This is a genomic window from Bifidobacterium saimiriisciurei, assembly GCF_010667655.1.
GTDB lineage: Bacteria > Actinomycetota > Actinomycetes > Actinomycetales > Bifidobacteriaceae > Galliscardovia > Galliscardovia saimiriisciurei.
In genome coordinates this window covers 1-20,117 of sequence record NZ_WHZU01000001.1, presented here as the reverse complement: position 1 = coordinate 20,117, position 20,117 = coordinate 1, and the positions used below count along the sequence as shown (strand labels likewise).

Here is a 20,117-nt window from a genome sequence, read left to right as displayed (position 1 = left end):
GAAGAACCTGAGACAGGCACTGGGAAGAGAGAGGAAGACCATGCTGATCGCCGTGGACATCGGCAACACGAACATCGTCATCGGATTCATCGACGGCGACGACATCATCGGCACGTATCGTCTGACGACGAAGACCCGTCGCACGAGCGACGAATACGCGATGATGCTTTCGACGTTCATGACGATGTCGCATATCCGCCCCGAGGAGGTCGATGACGTCATCATCTCCTCCGTGGTGCCGAAGGTCATGTACGCGTTCCGTTCGAGCATCAAGAAGTTCCTCGACCTCGATCCCATCATCATCGGGCCGGGCATCCGCTGCGGCATCAATCTGCGGCTGGACGACCCGAAGACCGTGGGCGCGGACCGCATCGCGGACTGCGCCGGCGCCTACTACCTGTATGGCGGCCCGGTGCTGGTCATCGATTTCGGCACGGCCACGACCTACGACTACGTGGACGAGAACGGCACGTTCAGCGCCGGCGTGATCGGCGTCGGACTGGAGACCAGCGCGAACTCGCTGTGGAGCCATACGGCCCAGCTGCCGGAAATCGAGATCGAGCAGCCGGAGACGATCCTGGCGACGAACACGAAGACGGCCATGCAGGCCGGCATCTACTACCAGTATCTCGGCGGCGTGGAGTACACGATCGCCCAGTTCCGCAAGGAGATCGGCCATGATTTCAAGGTCGTGGCGACCGGTGGTCTCGGACGCGTGCTGTACAACGCCACCGACTCCATCGACGTCTACGACCGTCAGCTCATCTTCAAGGGCCTGGCCATCATCTACGCCCGTCTTCAGAAGCAGGGCGCGCGAGGAAAGGGACGCCGGTCATGAGGATCGGATTCGTCGGCGCGGGCAAGGTGGGATGCGCACTCGGCGCGCATCTTCGCGGGTCGGCGTCCGTCACCGTCAGCGGCTACTGCAGTCGTTCGATGACGTCATCGCAGGCCGCGGCGGACGCGTTGAATGCGGCCGCGCGCCAGGCGGCCGATTTTGACGCGACGACGGCCGCCGTCGCGTTCCCGTCGCTGATGTCGGCCGTGGAACTGAGCGACATGCTCATCGTCACCACGCCGGACGACGCCATCGCCGGCGTATGGCATGACCTGCGCGACCTGCCCGAAGATGCGGTCAGCGGCATGGCCATCGGCCACTGCAGCGGATGCCTGTCGTCCCGGGTGTTCGACGGCAGTGACGAGGCCGGAGTCTCCGCGTTCTCGATGCATCCGATGCAGGCGGTGAGCGAGCGCTTCCCGACCGACGGCCGAGACCAGCTCGCCGGCGCGTTCTTCGCACTGGAGGGCGATGCGCGGGTCACCGAGGCGATGTCACAGCTGCTTGCATCGCTCGGCAACCCAAACCGGACGATGGAGGCCGACAGCAAGACGCGTTACCATGCGGCGGCGGTCATGGCGAGCAACCTGCCCATCGCCTTGTGGAATCAGGCGGTGGAGACGCTGCGGTCGTGCGGATTCGGCGAATCCGACGCCCGCGAGGCGTTGTCGGCGATGATTCGCCACAACGCGGACTCCTTCTGCGAGCGCGGCGCGAAGGCGGCGCTTACAGGCCCCGTCGAGCGTGCGGACGCCGGCACCGTCGAGGCGCATCTCAAGGCGCTTCCGGACGATGCGCTGGCCGTATACCGGCCGCTTTCGCAGGCGCTGATCGACATCGCCGCCGCGAAGAACCCCAATCGCGACTACGACGGGCTGCGAACGATACTTTCACCCATAACCGAATAACAAGTAAAACAGGCGTGGATCGGCCCGGCCGACCGCGACCAACGAAAGGATAACCAACAATGAAGCACACTGCGGTAACGTTCCGTGCGGCCAAGGAGAGCGGCGAGAAGCTTTCGATGCTCACCGCCTACGACTACACGACGGCCAAGCTGCTTGACGAATCCGGCATCGACGGCATCCTCGTCGGCGATTCGCTGGGCATGGTCATGCTCGGCTACGACTCCACGCTGCCGGTGACGATGGAGGACATGATCCATCACGCCAAGTGCGTGACGCGCGGCGCGAAGAACGCGCTCGTGGTGGTGGACCTGCCGTTCATGGCCTACCACACCGTGGACCAGGCCGTGGAGAACGCGGGACGCCTCGTCAAGGAGGGCGGCGCCCAGGCCGTCAAGCTCGAGGGCGGCGTGGCGTTCCACGACCAGATCAGGGCCATCGTGACCGCGTCCATCCCCGTGATGGCGCATCTGGGCCTCACCCCGCAGTCGGTGAACGCGTTCGGCGGCTTCAAAGTGCAGGGCAAGAACGTCAAGACAGCGCAGCAGATCCTCGACGACGCGCGCGCCATCGAGGACGCCGGCGCCTTCGCCGTGGTGCTTGAGGGCATTCCCACGTTGCTCGCCAAGAAGATCACCGAGGAGCTTTCCATCCCGACGATCGGCATCGGCGCGGGCGATGTGACCGACGGCCAGATCCTCGTCTACCAGGATCTGCTCAACATGTACGGAGAGATGAAGACGAAGTTCGTGCGCCACTATGCCGAGATCGGCACGCAGATGCGAGAGGCGTTCGGCAGCTACATCAAGGACGTCAAGTCCGGTGCCTTCCCCGACAACGCCAAGGAGGGCTTCGCGATGAACGAGGAGATCCTCGCCGAACTCAAGTAGCGAGCCCGGCATCGACCGCCATACCGCCTCCTCCTGTCGGAGGAGGTAATGAAATCAACGTATATAACGCAATATTCACACCATAAGAGGTAATCATCATGACTGAAACCAGTGAATTCGCCGTCGTCCACACCATCGCCGAGGTGCGCGAGCAGGTCAAGGCCTGGAAGGCCCAGGGCCTGTCCGTCGGCCTCGTGCCGACCATGGGCTTCCTGCACGAGGGCCACAGGAGCCTTATCGAGCGTGCCGTGGCCGACAACGACCGTGTGGTCGTCTCCGACTTCGTCAACCCCGTGCAGTTCGGACCGAACGAGGACCTCGAGGCCTACCCGCGCGACCTCGACCGCGATTCCAAGCTCGTCTCCGGCGCCGGCGCGAACCTGCTGTTCAACCCGTCCCCCGAGGAGATGTACTACCCGAACCGCACCACCGCCATCACCATGGCCACGATCACCGAGGAGCTGTGCGGCAAGAGCCGTCCGGTGCACTTCGGCGGCGTGTGCACGGTGGTCGCCAAGCTGTTCAACATCGTGACGCCGAACCGCGCCTACTTCGGCCAGAAGGACGCGCAGCAGCTGCTGGTCATCAAGCGCATGGTACGCGACCTCAACTTCGACATCGAGATCATCGGCTGCCCGATCATCCGCGAGGCCGACGGCCTGGCCAAGAGCTCGCGCAACACGTACCTGAACGCCGAGCAGCGCGCCGCCGCACCGATCCTGCACAAGGCGCTGGAGGCCGGCCGCGAGCTGGCCGAGTCGGGCGAGAAGAGCGCCGAGGCCATCAAGGCCAAGGTGCGCGAGGTGCTGGCCACCGAACCGCTCGCCGACCCGGAGTATGTTGAGGTGGTGGACCTCGAGAACGTGCACCCCGTCGCCACGCTCGACCAGCCCGTGCTCGTCGCCATCGCCGTACGCATCGGCAAGACCCGCCTGATCGACAACTTCTTCTACCCCGAACTCCACTGAGTCCCCGATGGTCTTCCACTGAGGCCATCGGACGATTCGCCCCCTTCGGCTCCCCGCCATATTCGGCTCCCCTCGCAACCGAGACCAGCCGTCCGCGAAGCGGGATGAGGGGAGCCCATCAATTCCACAACTTCAATCAAGGAAACAATCATGCAGCTCAATATGCTCAAGGGCAAGATCCATCGCGTCACCGTCACCGAGGCGCGTCTCGACTACGTCGGCTCCATCACCGTCGACTCCGAACTGCTCGACGCCGCCGGCATCCTCGAATACGAGAAAGTCGCCGTCGTGAACGTGAACAACGGCCAGCGCCTCGAAACCTACACGATCGCCGGAGAGCCCGGCAGCGGCATCATCTGCCTCAACGGCGCCGCAGCCCACTTCTTCGACCCCGGCGACACCGCCATCATCATGTGCTATTGCCAGATGGACGCCGAGGAGGCCAGGACGCACAAGCCGAAGGTCGTGTTCGTCGACGGGAAGAACCACGCCACGCGCGTGACCAATTACGAGAAGCACGGCCAGATCGCCTAGGACCCCGTGCAATCCCCCTGGCTCCCCTCCTCGAGGGGAGCCATCCGCGACAGCGGACCAAGGGGAAGTCCTCTTCACATCCATAATCCGCAATCCACACATCACACCGTCATCGGCTTGCCATCCATATCGTCGGACTCTATGATGAAAGAAAACGGTAAGCGCTTACCATAATGTCTGCATACCGACGAGGCACCGAAACGCAAGGGATTCGATAACCCGTCATAAGTTTTCCTTTCAGGAAAACGCGGGCAAGGGATGACGCAAACCGATATCGTATCTGTAGACTGATGCGCACTATCAACACCAAAGGAGCTGCACATGGGGAATACTGTGGGGAATACGGCAGCGTATTCCAATCCGTTGCGTGATTCGCGCGACCTGCGCCTGCCACGCGTCGCCGGACCATGCTCGCTGGTGATCTTCGGCGTCACCGGCGATCTTGCGAAGCGCAAGCTGCTGCCCGCCGTCTACGACCTCGCCAACCGAGGCCTGCTGCCCGCCGGATTCGGTCTGGTCGGATTCGGCCGCCGCCCGTGGAGCAACGAGGAGTTCGCCAACTACGCCGAGGAGCAGGTGCGCGCCCACTGCCGCACCCCGTTCAACGAAAACACCTGGGGACACCTGCGCGATTCCATCCGCTTCGTACAGGGCGAATTCCACGATTCCGAGGCGTTCACCCGCCTGAGCGACACCGTCTCCGAACTCGACCGTGACCGCGGCACCCGCGGCAACCACGCGTTCTACATGGCCGTGCCGCCGCGCGACTTCCCCGTCGTCTCCAAGCAGCTGGCCGCGTCCGGCCTCTCCCACTCCTCCGAAGGCGCCTGGCGCCGCGTGATCATCGAGAAGCCGTTCGGCCATGACCTCGAAAGCGCCAAGGAGCTCGACCGCGTGGTCGGCGAGGTGTTCAGCCCCGAATCCGTGTTCCGCATCGACCACTACCTCGGCAAGGAGACCGTGCAGAACCTGCTGGCCCTCCGCTTCGCCAACATGATGTTCGAGCCGGTCTGGAACGCCAACTACGTGAGCCACGTGCAGATCACCATGGCCGAGGACCTTGGCATCGGCGGCCGCGCCGGCTACTACGACGGCATCGGCGCCGCGCGAGACGTGATCCAGAACCACCTTCTGCAGCTCATGGCCCTCACCGCCATGGAGGAGCCGGTCTCCTTCGCCGCCAGCGACCTGCGCGCCGAGAAGACCAAGGTGCTCTCCGCCGTGCATCTGCCGAAGGACCTCTCCCTGCACACCGCCCGCGGCCAGTACGCCGAAGGCTGGCAGGGCTCCGAAAAGGTCATCGGCTACCTCGACGAGCACGGCATCAGCCCGGACTCCACCACGGAGACCTATGCCGCCATCCGTCTCGACGTCGACACCCGCCGCTGGGCCGGCGTGCCGTTCTACCTGCGCACCGGCAAGCGCCTCGGCAAGCGCGTGACCGAGATCGCCGTGCAGTTCAAGCGCGCCCCGCACCTGCCGTTCGAAACCACAGCCACCCGCGAACTCGGCGCCAACGCCGTGGTCATCCGCGTGCAGCCCGACGAGGGCGTGACCCTGCGCTTCGGCGCGAAGGTGCCGGGCACCGCCATGGAGGTGCGCGACGTGAGCATGGACTTCAGCTACGGCAGCTCCTTCACCGAGGCCTCCCCCGAGGCCTACGAGCGACTGATCCTCGACGTGCTGCTCGGCGACCCGCCGCTGTTCCCGACCACCAAGGAGGTCGAGCTCTCCTGGGAGATCCTCGACCCGATCGAGGAGTTCTGGAGCACGCTCGGCCAGCCCGCCCCCTACCGTGCCGGCACCTGGGGACCGAAGGAAGCCGACGACATGCTTGCCCGCGACGGACACCATTGGAGGATGCCATGATTTTCGACCTGCCCAACACCACTACATCGGCGATCTCCCGCAAGATCGAGGAGCTGCACGAGGAACGCGGCGAGGCCGCGCAGAGCCGCGTGCTCACCCTGCTCGTGGAGACCTACACCGAGGAGCTGGAGAACTCGCTGGAGACGGCCAACGCCGCAAGCCGCGAGCATCCGTGCCGCGTCATCGTGATCGTCAAGCACGCCCGTCCGGCCGACGCCGAGGACGGCTCCACGCTCGACGCGCAGATTCGTTTCGGTGCGGACGCCGGCGCCGGCGAGATCATCGTGCTCAAGCCGGCCGACGAGCTCATCCGCCATCTCGACACCCTCGTCATCCCGCTGCTGGTGCCCGACGCGCCCGTCGTGGCCTGGTGGCCGACCAAGGCGCCGGAGAACCCGTCCGTCAACGCCATCGGCCGCATGGCCCGCAGCCGTATCACCGACGCCACCCGCGCCCCGAACCCCGAGGCCGCGTTCATCGCGCTGCGCGCCCACTACAGCGCGCAGGACGTCGACATGTCGTGGACCCGCCTGACGATCTGGCGCGCCCTGCTCGTCTCCATGCTCGACCAGCCTCCGCATCTGCCCATCACCGCAGTGAAGCTCACCGGTCCGACGCACGACCTGCCGCTGGAGCTGCTGGCCTCCTGGCTCGCCTGGAGCCTGCATGACGTTCCCGTCACCGTCGAGCGTTCCGACGACCTCAACGCCATCTCCGGCGTGTACTTCACCCGCGAGGACGGCGTGCTGAGCATCGAGCGCGCCGCCGAGGACGCGGCCGTCATCTCCCAGCCCGGCCAGTCGCCGCAGAACGTGACCGTGCCGATCCGCACGCTCGGCGACTGCCTGAGCGAGGAGCTGCGCCGCCTCGACCCCGACGAGATCTACGCCGAGGTCATCCAGCACGGCTGGGAGCTCGTCGAGCACGAATAGTCCTCGGACGAACGATTCGAATCAAATCAACGAAAAGGGGCGGCGCGACGTCGGATTCCGACGCGGCGCCGCCCCTTTTCACATTCGGATGACGCGACGGACGACGTCCGTCCGTTCCGCATCCAATCTGAAATCCACATGACATCCGCGTGGATGTCGTGTCACAGAACAAGAAAATCCACCGCGCACGCAATGAAGGTGCGCTAGTCTGACATCGATTGAATATGCCTGCCGCCAAATGGACGAACGATATGACAATGGCGCGGCGGATTTTGGAGGAAACCATCATGGCAATGATCGATAGGAAAGTCATCATCTACCCGACCGCCGATGTACTGCGCGAAGCGCTGGCATCGCGGTTCCTGCTGAAGATATCGGACCGTCTGGCCAAGCGCCAGCGCGTGGACGTGGCGCTTACCGGCGGCACCGACGGCATCGCCATGCTGCGCACCGTGGCCGAAAGCCCGCTGGCGACCGCCGTGGACTGGAGCCGCGTGCACCTGTGGTGGGGCGACGAGCGGTTCGTTCCCGCCGACGACCCCGACCGCAACGCGCTGCAGGCCCGCGAGGCATGGTTCGGCAAGCTCGTGGAAAGCGGACAGATGCCCGAATCGCATATCCACGAGATGCCGGCCGACACCCGCTCCGAGGAGGAACGCGCCAACGCCACCGACGTGGAGAACTACGACGCCGTGAACAAGGCGGCCAAGGCGTACGAGCACGAGATCGTCAAGGCGCTGGGCAAGAAGCAGGCGTTCGACATCGCCCTGTTCGGAGTGGGGCCCGACGGCCATTTCGCCTCGCTGTTCCCGAACCATCCGGTGCTGCGCAACCACGACAAGAAGACCCGTGTGATCGGCATCACCGACTCCCCCAAGCTGCCGCCGATGCGCATCAGCCTCACCGTGCCGTTCATCCGCCGCTGCCGCCGCGTATGGGTGTTCGCCTCCACGCCGCGCAAGGCCGAGGCCGTGGGCAAGGCACTGTCCGGATACAACAACCCGCACGTGCCGAGCTCCTTCGCCGGCGGCGACAAGGAGACGCTGTGGCTGCTCGACAAGGACGCCGCCGCGAACCTGTAAGACGCCGTTCGCAACGGACTGGGCATAACGTCGCAAACACAAAGGAGGTGCATCCCCACGTCGGGGATGCACCTCCTTTTTCCGTATCAGCGGCAATCGGAAATCAGCATCAGGACTGCTTGATCTCCTCCTGGCCTTCCTCAGTCCACAAGGTGTGGAAGACGCCGGGCTCGTCGACGCGCTGGTAGGTGTGGGCGCCGAAGAGGTCGCGCTGGCCCTGGATCAGGGCGGCGGGCAGGCGCTTGGAGCGCAGGCCGTCGTAGTAGGCCAGGGAGCTGGAGAACACCGGCATCGGGATGCCGAAGCTGATGGCGCGGGAGATCACGCGGCGCCACGAACGCTGCACGGTCTCGACGGCATCCTTGAAGTACGGGGCGAACAGCAGCGACACGTTGGCCTCGCCGGATTCGAACGCCTCGGAGATGCGGTTGAGGAACTGGGCGCGGATGATGCAGCCGCCACGCCAGATGCGGGCCACGGCGGCGAGGTCGATGTCCCAGCCGTACTCCTTGGCTGCCTCGGAGATCTCGTTGAAGCCCTGCGCGTAGGCCACGATCTTGGAGGCGTACAGCGCCTCGCGGATGTCGTTGATGAACGCCTGACGCTCCTCAAGCGGCATCGGTACGACCTCGGACGGACCCTCAAGCCCCTGCTTGGCGGCCTCGGCGCGCAGCTCGGTCTGGGAGGACAGGCCGCGGGCGAACACGGCCTCGGCGATGCCCGTCACCGGCACGCCCAGCGACAGGGCGGTCTGCACGGTCCAGGTGCCGGTGCCCTTCATGCCGGCGTGGTCGAGCACCACGTCGATGAACGGCTTGCCGGTCTTCTTGTCCACGTGGTGGAGCACTTCGGCGGTGATCTCGATGAGGTAGGAGTTCAGCTCGGTCTTGTTCCACTCCTCGAACAGGTCGCCGATCTCGGACGGCTCCATGCCCAGGCCACGGCGCATGAGGTCGTAGCTTTCGGCGATGAGCTGCATGTCGGAGTACTCGATGCCGTTGTGCACCATTTTCACGAAGTGGCCGGCGCCGTCGGAGCCGATGTGCGTGACGCACGGCTCGCCTTCGGCCTTGGCGGAGATGCTCTCGAGGATCGGACCAAGGGTCTTCCAGGATTCCTTGGTGCCGCCGGGCATCATGGACGGGCCCTTGAGGGCGCCTTCCTCGCCGCCGGAGACGCCGCAGCCGACGAAGTGCAGGCCGCGGGCGCGGATGGCCTTCTCACGGCGCATGGTGTCCTTGTAGTAGGCGTTGCCGCAGTCGACGATGATGTCGCCCGGCTCCATGAGGTCGGCGAGGGCGTTGATCATGTCGTCGGTGGGCTCGCCGGCCTTGACCATGATGATGGCCGTACGCGGCTTGGTCAGCGATGCGACGAACTCCTCCAGCGTCTTCGCGGGAACGAACTTGCCCTCGTCGCCATGCTTGTCAATCAGCGTTTCGGTACGGGAGTAGTGACGGTTGTAGACGGCGACCGTGTTGCCCTTGTGCGCCAGGTTGCGAGCCAGGCTCGCTCCCATCGCCGCAAGACCTACAACACCGATATTGGCTTGTGCTTCGCTCATCATTGCCTTTCGATAGAACGTTCGGGCGGCCTCGCAGCCGCCATGGGCACGGTTATCGCGCTGGTAAAAGTATACCATTGCGATTAAACGTAGTACTTTTTACGTCCAGAGTTTTCCGACCGTTCATTCGGCGAGCGCCAACGGCATGCGCGAATCGAATCGGCGAGGCTCCCCGGTGTAGGGGTCGGTGAACTCGAGCGTGCGGGCCACGAGCTGCAGCGGGTTCGAGAAATCGTCGTAGGCGCGGTCGATGACACGCGGGTACATGGGGTCGCCGAGGATGGGCAGGCCCAGCGAGTTCATATGCACGCGCAGCTGATGCGTCTTGCCGGTACGCGGATGCAGGGCATAGGCGCGAATCGAGCGATGACGGCACCCGGTCCCCTCATCATTCCGAATGCCGCACTCCCCTGAAGCACCCAGTTCGATCGTCGTCTCCGCGTTGACCCGCCCCGGCTCCTCGTATGCCTGCAGGATGCCGCGGTCCTTGACGATGCGCGAGCGCCTCCGCAGCGGAAACACGCGCGGCGGCTCCAATCGTTCGACGGTACCGTATCGAGGCCGCACAATCGGCCGCGCCGGAGCCAGGCATTCGTAGGTCTTCGTCGTCCGATGTTCCTGGAACAGCATCTGGTAGGCGCCACGGGCGGAGAGCTCGCGCACGAACACCACCACGCCGGCGGTGTCGCGGTCCAATCGGTGTGCAGGCGTGATCTGCGGCTCCCCCAGACGCTCCCGCAGCCGTATCAGCGCCGTGGACCGATACCACATGCCACGCGGCGTGGTGGGCAGGAAATGCGGCTTGTCGATGACGATGATGTGCTCGTCCTCATACAGCACGTCGAAGTCGAACGGAATATCCGGCTCGTCCGTCACCCAGCGGTGTCGTTGCGGCATGATCACTCCCCCAAATATTCGAAATCCGCATTCTCCCCGCGCAAATCATCGAAAACAGGACCGTTTCACGACAACTTGCGCGAGGAAAATGCGGATGACGTACAAACGCTGCCCGGCCGTTACTCGACGGTGACGGACTTGGCGAGGTTGCGCGGCTTGTCGACGTCGTAGTTCTTGAGCTTGGCCATGTCCATGGCGAACAGCTGCAGCGGCACGACGTCCACGAGCGGGCTCATGAGCGTGGGGCACTTGGGACGCCAGAACACGACGTCGGCGTAGTTCTCCACGTCCTTGTCGCCCTCCTCGGCCACGGCGATGATGTAGGCGCCGCGGGCCTTGACCTCCTCGATGCCGGAGATGACCTTGGCGTGCAGCACATTGCGTCCGCGTTCCGGCGGCACGATGAACACGACCGGCTCGCCCTCGTCCACCAGCGCGATCGGGCCGTGCTTGAGCTCGCCGGCGGCGAAGCCCTCGGTGAACGTGTAGGCGATTTCCTTGAGCTTCAGCGCGCCCTCGAGCGCGACCGGATAGCCCACATGACGGCCGAGGAACAGGAACGAGTTCGCGTTCACCATGCTTTCGGCGGCCTTGCGGATGGTTTCGGTCTGCGTGTCGAGCACCCACTGGATCTTGCGCGGCATGTCCTTGAGGCCGCCGAGGATCTGATGGATCTCGTCGCGGAACATCGTGCCCTTGATCTGGGCGAGATACAGGCCGAGCACGTAGGCGGCGGTGATCTGCGCGACGAACGCCTTCGTGGAGGCCACGGCCACCTCGGGGCCGGCGTGCGTGTAGAGCACGGCGTCGGATTCGCGCGGGATGGAGGCGCCCTGCGTGTTGCAGATGGCCAGCACCTTCGAGCCCTGCTCGCGGGCGTGGCGCAGCGCCATGAGCGTGTCCATGGTCTCGCCGGACTGCGAGATGGCCACCACAAGCGTGCGCGGGGTCAGAATCGGGTCGCGGTAGCGGAACTCGTGGGCGAGCTCCACCTCCACGGGGATGCGCACCCAGTGCTCGATGGCGTACTTGGCGACGAGGCCGGCATAGCTGGCCGTGCCGCAGGCGATGACGATGATCTTGTCGATGGCCTTGAAGTCGTGCTCGTCGATATGCACCTCGTCGAGGTTGAGGTCGCCGTTCTTGTCGAATCGTCCGAGCAGCGTGCGCTGCACGGCGGCCGGGTCCTCGTGGATCTCCTTGTCCATGAACGAATCCCATCCGCCCTTTTCGGCGGCCGAGGCGTCCCAGTCGACGGTGTAGGTCTTCGGATTCTCCACGACGTTGCCGTTGAAGTCGGTGACGATGACCTTGTCGGCGGAGACGCAGACGGCCTGGTCCTGGTCGACCTCCAGCGCACGCTTCGTGTAGGCGACGAACGCGGCCACGTCGGAGCCGAGGAAGTTCTCGCCGTCGCCGAGGCCGACGACCAGCGGCGAGTCATGGCGGGCGCCGACGATGATGTCGGGCTGGCGGCAGTCGGTCGCCAGGATGGTGAACGCGCCCTCGAGCATGCGGGCCAGCCGGCGAACGGCACGGAACAGGTTCGGCTTGCCCTCGTCGGCGATGATGGTGTCGACGATCTTGCCGAGCAGCTTGGCGGCCACCTCGGTGTCGGTGTTTGACGAGAAGCGGTAGCCCTCGGCCTGCAAATCGAGCCGCAGCTGGGATGCGTTCTCGATGATGCCGTTGTGGATGATGGCGACCTTGCCGTCCATGCTGGTATGCGGGTGGGCGTTCACGTCGCTTGGCACGCCGTTGGTGGCCCAGCGGGTGTGGCCGATGCCGACGGTCGCCAGCGGCATGGGCTTGCGTTCGATGTCCTCGACGAGGTTCGCGAGACGTCCCGCCTTCTTGCGCACCTCGACGTGATCCATGCCGGGTGCCGTCAATGCCACGCCGGCAGAATCATATCCGCGGTATTCCAGGCGCTTCAGACCCTGAAGGCAGACCTCCAACGGCTTGCCGCACGCGGTTTCGATGTTTCCTGCATATCCTACGATTCCACACATGAAAAACCAGTGTATGCAATGAATGTTGCATACGCCCCAAGCAAAACGCCACCTTGGCCGAACCTATACAAGGCGCCCCCACGCTCCCGCGCCCGCCCGAAATCATCTCGTCTCTTCCCGACCCCGGCTATGCCCGCGCTTCTGGCTTCCCGCATCTGCCACGACCGCGACGGCCGCTGCTGGGTGGTGCAGACACCAAGGGCTCCGGCATGCGTTTCGCGACCGTAGGCTTGGGAGGCGGAGCCTCCCGGCCGAACGGCCTTGAGTGTGTCGCGAAATGCATGCCGGAGCCCTATGCAGCGGGCCACGAGGGCTAGAGCACGTGGTTGAGGAAGTCCTTGAAACGGGGTTCCTTGGGGTTGTCGATGATTTCAGGGCCGCCCTTCTCCACGACCACGCCGCCGTCCATGAACACGATCTGGTCGGCGACCTCGCGGGCGAAGCCGATCTCATGGGTCACGCAGATCATGGTCATGCCGGCCTGGGCGAGCGAACGCATGACGTTCAGCACCTCGCCCACGAGTTCGGGGTCGAGCGCCGAGGTCGGCTCGTCGAAGAGCATGATGTCGGGATGCATGGCGAGGGCGCGTGCGATGGCCACGCGCTGCTGCTGGCCGCCGGAAAGCTGCATCGGATAGTAGTTGAGGCGTTCGCCCATGCCCACGCGGTTGAGCTCCTCGATGGCCTCGTTGCGCGCCTTGTCCTTCGGCATGTGCGCCACGTGAACAGGCGCCTCCATCACGTTTTCGAGGGCGGTCATGTGCGGGAACAGGTTGAACTTCTGGAACACCATGCCGAGCTTGGCGCGCTGGCGTGCGATGTCCTTGTCGTCGAGGGTCTGGAGCACGGTCTGGCCGTTCCTCGTGACCTCCTTGTAGCCGATCATCTCGCCGTCGACCTCGATGCGGCCGCCGGTGAGCGTCTCGAGCTGGTTGATGAGACGCAGCAGCGTGGACTTGCCGGAGCCGGAGGGGCCGAGAATCACGGTGACGGTGCCGGTTTCGACGGTGAGGTCCACGCCCTTGAGCACGTGGAGGGATCCGAAGGCCTTGTGCACCTGCGTGGCCTTGACCGCGATGTTCGTTGTCGTCATTTCGTTGCCTCCACTCACGCGTTCAATCCGACCATGGTGGCCTGATTCGTCTTGTGCACGTCGTCCTTGGGTTCGCCGTCGGTCTTGCCGGGCAGCGGCGTCTGCTTGCCCTTGGTGCCGATCGGGCGGGCCTCGAAGCCCTTGCCGAAGTACTTTTCGAGCCTGGACTGGATGACCATCAGCACGGAGGTGATGAGCAGGTACCAGAAGCAGGCCACGATGAGCAGCGGGATAGGCTTGTATATGCGGTTGGCGATGGCGTTCGTGGCGAACTGCAGGTCGAGCGTGAACGGCACGGCCAGCACGAGGGACGTGGTCTTGAGCATGCCGATGGTCTCGTTGCCGGTCGGCGGGATGATGATGCGCATGGCCTGCGGCAGGATGATGCGGCGCATGATGAGCGAACGGCGCATGCCGAGCGCCTCGGCGGCCTCGGCCTGGCCGGGGTCGACGGCCTCGAGGCCGGCGCGCACGATCTCGGAAAGATAGGCGGCTTCGTTGAGCGCCAGGCCGATGACGGCCGCACGGAACGCGGTGACGACGTTCTGCGAGTCGATGGACCAGAATTCGATGGACGTGAACGGAATGCCGAGACCGAGCTTGGGCACGAGCACGGAGAACAGGCCCCAGAACACCAGCTGGGTGTACACAGGGGTTCCGCGGAAGAACCAGATGAAGAACCAGCTCACGCCGCGCAGCACTGGGTTGATGGACTTGCGCATGATGGCGAGGATCACGGCGAGCACGGTGGCGATGACCATGGAGAGCACGGTGATCCACAGCGTCCAGCCGATGCCGGCCAGCACGTTCTCATTGAAGAGGTACTTCCACACGACGTCCCATTCGAACCGCTCGTTGGTGACCATGCCGTACACCAGCATGGCCGCAAGGAGCGCCACGATGACGCCGGCGACGACGGGTCCGATGCGTCGCACGGGCAGGGCGTTGATCCGGTTGGGGATGTTCAGCCCGTCTGATTCTGTGTTCTTCGCTGCCATGATTACGGCTTTCTTCTCTTTCCACTAATACAACGGAGTCATCCAAGACACTACCCGATGGGTGGCATCTTGGATGACGATGATTCCGTTTTCACGAATCCGCTCGGAAAATCACCGGGATTCGGGCAAACGGGAGTCCGACGGCGTTCGCCGCCGGTCGGCCGCCGCGTTATTCGGCGGCGGGGTTGATTTCGGCCTTGTCGATGGCGCCGGAGGAGACTCCCCACGTGTCGAGGATCTTCTTGTAGGTGCCGTCGTCCATGAGCTTCTGCACGGCCTTCTGCATGGCCTCGGCGGTCTTGGTGTCGCCCTTCTTGATGGCGATGGCCTCGGGGGTCACGCCGACGTCCTCGCCGAGGGCCTCGAGCGTGTCGCCGGTCTGCTTGATGGCGTAGCCGGCGACGGGGGTGTCGGCGTAGAAGATGTCGGCCTTGCCGGAGGCGACGGCCGTGGTCACGTCGGTCTGCAGCTTGGACGACTGGATGTCGATGCCGCTCTTGCCGGCGGCCTTGCATGCGTCGTTGGCCTTGTTGATCTCCTCCTCCTGCGTGGTGCCGGTCTGGACGGCCACCTTCTTGCCGCACAGGTCGGAACTGTCGATCTTCGAGGGGTTGCCCTTCTTCACGACGAACGTGGAGCCGGCCTTGAAGTAGGTGACGAAGTCGACGGCCTGGAGACGTTCCTTGGTGACGGTGAACGAGGAGATGCCGATGTCGTACTTGGAGCCGACGGACGGGATGATGGAGTCGAAGGTGGCGGTGGTGGTCTCGGGCTTGAGGCCGAACTCGGCGGCCAGCGCCTTGGTCAGGTCCACATCGAACCCGACGGGCGTCTTGCCGTCCTCGGCGAGGAACTCGGCCGGGGCGTACGAGGTGTCGGTGCCGACCTTGAGCACGCCGTCGCCCTTGATGGAGTCGGGCAGCATGGCGGCGAGCTCGTCGTCCTTCTTGATGGAGCTGGTGTCGAAGCCCTGCGTCGAGGACTTGGACGAGCTGTCGGACGACGAGTCGGACGAGGAGTCCGACGTGCCGCACGCGGCCATGGAGAACAGCGTGGCCGCGGCGAGCGTGGCCGCGGCGATGGCCTTGATTCGAGTGGTGAGTGACATTGTTTCTTCCTCTCGGAAAGTTCATTTCCTAACCGATTACCGAAAGTAAGTTCGCAATGTCACGAGCAGGTTACCAACCAAACTTTTATGGACACCAGCCAAACTCGAACCGCGCCATCCCGTCGGCTCCCCTCATGGCCAAGGGGAGCCGATGCCTTACGCGTCGACCTTGGGATTGACCTCGGGCCTGTCGATCATGACGTTCTCCACGCCCCACGTCTTCATGATGGCCTTGTATGTGCCGTCGGCCATGAGCTTCTCGAGCGCCGCCTTCACCGCCTTCACGGTCCGCTCGTCGCCCTTCTGCACGGCGATGCCCATCGGCTGCACGCCCTCGTTCTCGCCGAGCGTCTGCAGCTGGCCGTCGGTCTGGGCGACGGCATAGCCGGAGACTGGCGTATCGGCGTACATGAGGTCCACGCGGCCGGCGATCAGCGCCGTGGTCACGTCGGTCTGGTTGCGGTACGGCAGGATCTCGATGCGTTCCTTGCCGGCGGCCTTGCAGGCGTCCTGCGCCTTGTACATCTCGGTTTCGGCGACGACGCCCACCTGCACGGAGACGCGTGTGCCGCACAGCTGCTTCGGGTCCGCATGCGTGGGGTTGCCCTTGCGCACGGCGAAGGTGAGGCCGGCCTTGGCGTAGGTGACGAAGTCGACCGCGTCCATACGGTCTTTGTTCACGGTGAAGCCGGAGATGCCCAGGTCGTATTTCGAGCCGACCGAGGGGATGATGGTGTCGAAGGTGGCGTTCTCGATGTCGAGGTCGAGCCCGAACACCTTGGCAAGCGCCTTGTCCAAATCGATTTCGTAGCCGACGGACGTCTTGCCGTCGGAGGCCAGGAATTCGGCAGGCGCATAGGTGACGTTGACGCCGACGGAGAGCTTGCCGTCCTTGGTGATGGATTCCGGCAGCATCGCGGCGATCTTCTCGTCCTTCTGGATATGGCCGACGTCGTAGCTGCGCGCGATGTCGGGGTCGGAATCGGTGGCGTCGCTGGTGCCGCACGCCGCGAGCGGCACCATCATCGTCGCGGCCACGACGGCCGCAAGCATCATCTTCAGTCTTCGCATACTGCCATAGTAAACGGTCGGTAACGCCAAATCTAATGGCGCATGTTACGGAGGCGCATCTCGCGCTGCGCCTCGCGCTTGTCCTGTGCCTCGCGCAACGCCTGGCGCTTGTCGAACTCGCGCTTGCCCCGCGCCAGCGCGATCTCGACCTTCACACGGCCGTCCTTGAAATACAGGCTCAGCGGCACGATGGTGTAGCCCTTCGCCTGAATCTGGCGGGCGAGCTTCTCGATCTGCTGGGCGTGCAGCAGCAGCTTGCGCTTGCGCTTGGGCGCGTGGTTGGTCCACGTGCCGTTGAGGTACTCGGGGATGTTCGCGTTCTCCAGCCAGATCTCACCCCGGCGGTCGATGCTCACGAACGCCTCGGCGAGCGATGCGCGCCCCTCGCGCAGCGACTTCACCTCCGTGCCCGAGAGCACGATGCCTGCCTCGAGCCTGTCCTCGATCTCGTAGTCGTGCCGCGCCCTGCGGTTCACGGCGATCGGCTTGGCGCCCTGTTCCCTCTTGTCCTGCTTGGTCTGCTTTGCCGCCATACGGTCCTCCTTCCCTCTGTTGTATCGTCTTCCCTGCGTCTTCGAGCCCTACGGCTGCGTCGGTGCTATCGGTCCATAGTAGCGTGAACGCAACGATGGCGGGAATCCTGCGTGGATTCCCGCCATCGGCGAACGCTGGTGCGGACTTGCGTCCTGCATCACGACCCTATTGGATCAGTAGTGGACGTACTGGTGGTCGTAGGGATCGTACAGGGTGTCGTAGTGGACGTTGCCCTGCCAGATGGAGCCACCTTCGGAGACGAACACCGAACCGTCGGAGTTGATGCGTTCGACGATCGCCACATGGCCGTAGATGGGGCTGTGGCCGTCCTGGCCGGCACGGAACACCATGACGGCGCCCACGTGCGGCGTGTTGTTCACGTAGTAGCCGAGGCGCCTGGCCGAGTTGCCCCAGTCCTGGCCGTTGCCGAGGTAGGAGCCGACCGGCAGCCTGAGCTGACCGCGACGGATGTAGGACCACCAGGTGCACTGGCTCCACGGGTAGGCGTTGCCGACGTTGCCGGTGGCGTGGCCGTAGCAGTAGGTCGAACCCTGCGGGCAGTTGCCGGGCACGGAATAGTTCATGCCGGAGGGCCTGGAGCTGCTGTTCGACGACGAGCCGCTGTTCGACGGACGGCTGGACGAGGACGATGAATGACTGCTGTTGCTGTTCGACGGACGGCTCGTGTTCGTGCTGGTGGAGGGACGGCTCGAGCTGCTGGAGCTGCTGCCGGACGGACGCGTGCTGCCCTGGGCGCCGCTGTTCGCGGTGATCTGCTGCTGGGCGCTCGGCTTCTGGGCGGCGAGCTGACGGTTGTAGGAGTCGATCTGCGACTGCAGGAGCACGATCTGCGCGGCTTCCTTGGCCGTGGCGGACTTGAGCTGGCTCTGCTGCGACTCCAGGTAGGTGCGCTGCGAGGTGCCCTTGTCACGCAGGGCGTTGAGCTGCTCGGTCTTGGCCTGCGCGTTGGCGGCGGCCTTCTGCGCGGCGGCGGCGTCGGACTCGGCCTGCGTCTTGAGCTCGGTGATCTGCTTTTCGATGGCGGCGAGACGGTCCTTGCGGTTCATCTGCGTGCTCTGCGCGTTGGCGGCGTCGTTCGCGGCGTTCGACTCGGAGCGGGTGACGGCCGCGGACGACTGCATCGACTTGATGAAGTCGTCGGTGTTCTTCGCGCCGGTGACCATGCTCATCGTGTCGGAGGCCGCGGAGCCGTGGAAGCTGTCTCGGGCCAGTTCGGCGACGGCGGCGTGCGCGTCGTCGTAGTCCTCGCCGGTCTCCTTGATCTTCTTCTCGAGATCCGACTTGTCCTTCTGCGCGGCCTCGAGGCGGGCGGACGCGGCGTTGGCCTCCTCCTGCGCGGATTCGGCCGCGTCGGCGGCCTCGTTCGCGGCCTTCTGCGCGGCCGGGATCTGATTGTTGGTCAGATCGTCGAGTTCGATGATCTTCTGCGCCAAGGCGGAGTTCACGCCGCTGAGCTTGCTCTGCAGCGACTGCTTCTTCGCCTTGCTCTGCGCCAGCTGGCTATACGACGGCGTTGCCGCGGCGGCCTGCGGTGCCGGCGCCGCGATGTTCACCACGGCCATCGACAGCGTCAGTCCGAGGCACGCCATGATGCCGATGGCTTTGGTGCTCGTACGCAACATAGTCATATCGTCTCCTTACGCTTCAGGCACCCCATCGTACTGCATTCGCCTGAAAGCCCTTTGTTCGATTCTAACGTCCGGCTTGACTTTCGCTAGGCCTTGAGGTAGCGGCGCAGCGAGATGAGCGAGGCGACGATGGACAGGAGCACGGCGCCGCCGATCAGCGCCGGCGAGACCATGAGCACCGTCGTCAGGTTGACGAACGGCATCCACGTGACCGTCTTCGCCAGCCAACCGGTGACGAACACCTCCACGATGCCGCCGAGCGCCACGCATGAGAGGATGGACCCAAGCAGCGAGGCGATGACGCCCTCGAGAATGAACGGCAGCTGGATGATCCAGTTCGAGGCGCCGACGAGGCGCATAATCTCCGTCTCGTTCTTGCGCGACGCGGCGGACATGCGAATCGTGGTTCCCGTAAGCATGATGGCCACAAGCACCATCACGGCGGCGAGCACGACCGTCACCACGGTGCCGCGGTTGAGCACGGCGAACACGGGGTCGAAGATCTGCCGCTGGTCCTGCACCTCCTCGACGCCCTTCTTGCCGGAAAGCACCTCGGAGACCTGCTGGTATTTCTCCGGATTCGTAAGCTTCAAGCGCAATGACGCCTGCATGTCGTCCGCTGTGAGCGTACGGCCCTGATACACGCCGCCCGGATACTGCTTGACGAACGTGTCCTTGTAGAACTGGTCCTTGCTCACGTACGTGATCTTGGAGACGTCGCTGTGCAGCTCGTCCTTGATGGTGTTCTGGATGTCGATGATCTCATCGGTGGTCGGCGCCTTGCCGGTGGCGCAGTTGGCCGACTGGCTGGTGCCGTCCGGGCAGAGCCACACCACTACCTCGACCTTGTCGTACCAGTCGCCCTTGGCCTTGGTGATCTGCGCCTGCATGAGGCCGGATGCGCCGATGAACAGGAACGAGATGAAGGTGACGAGCATCACCGAAAGGATCATGGAACCGTTGCGCTTGATGCTGGTCCATGTCTCCGACAGGACGAAACGGAATCTCATCGGTCGTTCTCCTTCGTATCCTTCACATCGTGGTTCTTGTCGGCCTTGTCGCCGCCGGTTTTCGCGGCATCGGCCTTGTCGGTCTTCTTCTCCTCGCTCGGCGGAACGAAGCGTGGCGGGGACGGCAAGGATTCAGGCGCCGCCAAGCGTCTGCTCGAGGCCG

At 64.4% G+C, this 20,117-nt stretch carries 18 protein-coding genes; 8 read left to right on the top strand and 10 right to left on the bottom strand.

The features are described 5' to 3' along the window. The first annotated feature begins 40 nt into the window (after positions 1-40). The 8 genes from GFD18_RS00090 (at position 41) to pgl (ending at position 8,018) form a co-directional block, all read left to right on the top strand. Positions 41-838 (top strand): type III pantothenate kinase, encoded by a 798-nt coding sequence (locus GFD18_RS00090; protein WP_163200112.1) that lies wholly within the window; start codon positions 41-43, stop codon positions 836-838. Beyond that, complete coding sequence (locus tag GFD18_RS00085) at positions 835-1,746, top strand: Rossmann-like and DUF2520 domain-containing protein (RefSeq protein ID WP_163200113.1); 912 nt, start codon at positions 835-837, stop codon at positions 1,744-1,746. Before GFD18_RS00090 ends, GFD18_RS00085 begins: the two co-directional genes overlap by 4 nt. Before the next feature lie 59 nt (positions 1,747-1,805). Then, the gene (gene panB, locus GFD18_RS00080) at positions 1,806-2,633 is read left to right on the top strand and encodes a 3-methyl-2-oxobutanoate hydroxymethyltransferase (protein WP_163200114.1); all 828 of its coding nucleotides are present in this window, start codon (positions 1,806-1,808) and stop codon (positions 2,631-2,633) included. Positions 2,634-2,731: 98 nt separating this feature from the next. Continuing rightward, on the top strand, positions 2,732-3,601 hold the full coding sequence (panC, locus tag GFD18_RS00075; RefSeq protein ID WP_100509952.1) for a pantoate--beta-alanine ligase: 870 nt from the start codon (positions 2,732-2,734) through the stop codon (positions 3,599-3,601). Positions 3,602-3,751: 150 nt separating this feature from the next. Beyond that, positions 3,752-4,135: an aspartate 1-decarboxylase gene (panD, locus tag GFD18_RS00070; protein WP_163200115.1), complete on the top strand. Its 384-nt coding sequence runs from the start codon at positions 3,752-3,754 to the stop codon at positions 4,133-4,135. Positions 4,136-4,456: 321 nt separating this feature from the next. Next, positions 4,457-6,004, top strand: coding sequence for a glucose-6-phosphate dehydrogenase (gene zwf / locus GFD18_RS00065; protein ID WP_163200116.1), 1,548 nt, complete (start codon positions 4,457-4,459; stop codon positions 6,002-6,004). Beyond that, on the top strand, positions 6,001-6,936 hold the full coding sequence (locus GFD18_RS00060; protein WP_163200117.1) for a glucose-6-phosphate dehydrogenase assembly protein OpcA: 936 nt from the start codon (positions 6,001-6,003) through the stop codon (positions 6,934-6,936). Before zwf ends, GFD18_RS00060 begins: the two co-directional genes overlap by 4 nt. A 293-nt stretch (positions 6,937-7,229) precedes the next feature. Then, positions 7,230-8,018, top strand: coding sequence for a 6-phosphogluconolactonase (gene pgl, locus GFD18_RS00055; protein ID WP_163200191.1), 789 nt, complete (start codon positions 7,230-7,232; stop codon positions 8,016-8,018). A 109-nt stretch (positions 8,019-8,127) separates the two neighbouring features. Here pgl and gndA read toward each other — a convergent pair whose 3' ends face one another. From gndA to ftsX, 10 genes are all read right to left on the bottom strand, one after another. Beyond that, positions 8,128-9,582: an NADP-dependent phosphogluconate dehydrogenase gene (gene gndA, locus GFD18_RS00050; RefSeq protein WP_163200118.1), complete on the bottom strand. Its 1,455-nt coding sequence runs from the start codon at positions 9,580-9,582 to the stop codon at positions 8,128-8,130. A 123-nt stretch (positions 9,583-9,705) separates the two neighbouring features. Then, positions 9,706-10,479, bottom strand: a complete 774-nt coding sequence (locus tag GFD18_RS00045; protein WP_163200119.1) for a pseudouridine synthase — start codon at positions 10,477-10,479, stop codon at positions 9,706-9,708. Positions 10,480-10,598: 119 nt separating this feature from the next. Next, positions 10,599-12,491 carry a glutamine--fructose-6-phosphate transaminase (isomerizing) gene (gene glmS / locus GFD18_RS00040; RefSeq protein ID WP_163200120.1) on the bottom strand — a complete coding sequence of 631 codons (1,893 nt, stop codon included), beginning with the start codon at positions 12,489-12,491 and terminating at the stop codon, positions 10,599-10,601. A 313-nt stretch (positions 12,492-12,804) separates the two neighbouring features. Further along, positions 12,805-13,584, bottom strand: coding sequence for an amino acid ABC transporter ATP-binding protein (locus tag GFD18_RS00035; RefSeq protein WP_163200121.1), 780 nt, complete (start codon positions 13,582-13,584; stop codon positions 12,805-12,807). A 14-nt stretch (positions 13,585-13,598) separates the two neighbouring features. Continuing rightward, positions 13,599-14,582, bottom strand: a complete 984-nt coding sequence (locus GFD18_RS00030) for an amino acid ABC transporter permease (RefSeq protein ID WP_163200122.1) — start codon at positions 14,580-14,582, stop codon at positions 13,599-13,601. A 169-nt stretch (positions 14,583-14,751) separates the two neighbouring features. Further along, positions 14,752-15,690, bottom strand: coding sequence for an ABC transporter substrate-binding protein (locus GFD18_RS00025; protein WP_163200123.1), 939 nt, complete (start codon positions 15,688-15,690; stop codon positions 14,752-14,754). A 156-nt stretch (positions 15,691-15,846) separates the two neighbouring features. Then, positions 15,847-16,761: an ABC transporter substrate-binding protein gene (locus GFD18_RS00020; RefSeq protein WP_225432812.1), complete on the bottom strand. Its 915-nt coding sequence runs from the start codon at positions 16,759-16,761 to the stop codon at positions 15,847-15,849. Between the two features lie 32 nt (positions 16,762-16,793). Then, on the bottom strand, positions 16,794-17,294 hold the full coding sequence (gene smpB, locus GFD18_RS00015; protein ID WP_163200124.1) for an SsrA-binding protein SmpB: 501 nt from the start codon (positions 17,292-17,294) through the stop codon (positions 16,794-16,796). A gap of 174 nt (positions 17,295-17,468) precedes the next feature. Continuing rightward, positions 17,469-18,944, bottom strand: a complete 1,476-nt coding sequence (locus tag GFD18_RS00010) for a CHAP domain-containing protein (RefSeq protein ID WP_225432810.1) — start codon at positions 18,942-18,944, stop codon at positions 17,469-17,471. Positions 18,945-19,030: 86 nt separating this feature from the next. After that, a complete protein-coding gene (gene ftsX, locus GFD18_RS00005; protein ID WP_100509962.1) occupies positions 19,031-19,954 on the bottom strand; it encodes a permease-like cell division protein FtsX in 924 nt (307 codons plus the stop codon). Positions 19,955-20,117 lie beyond the last annotated feature (163 nt).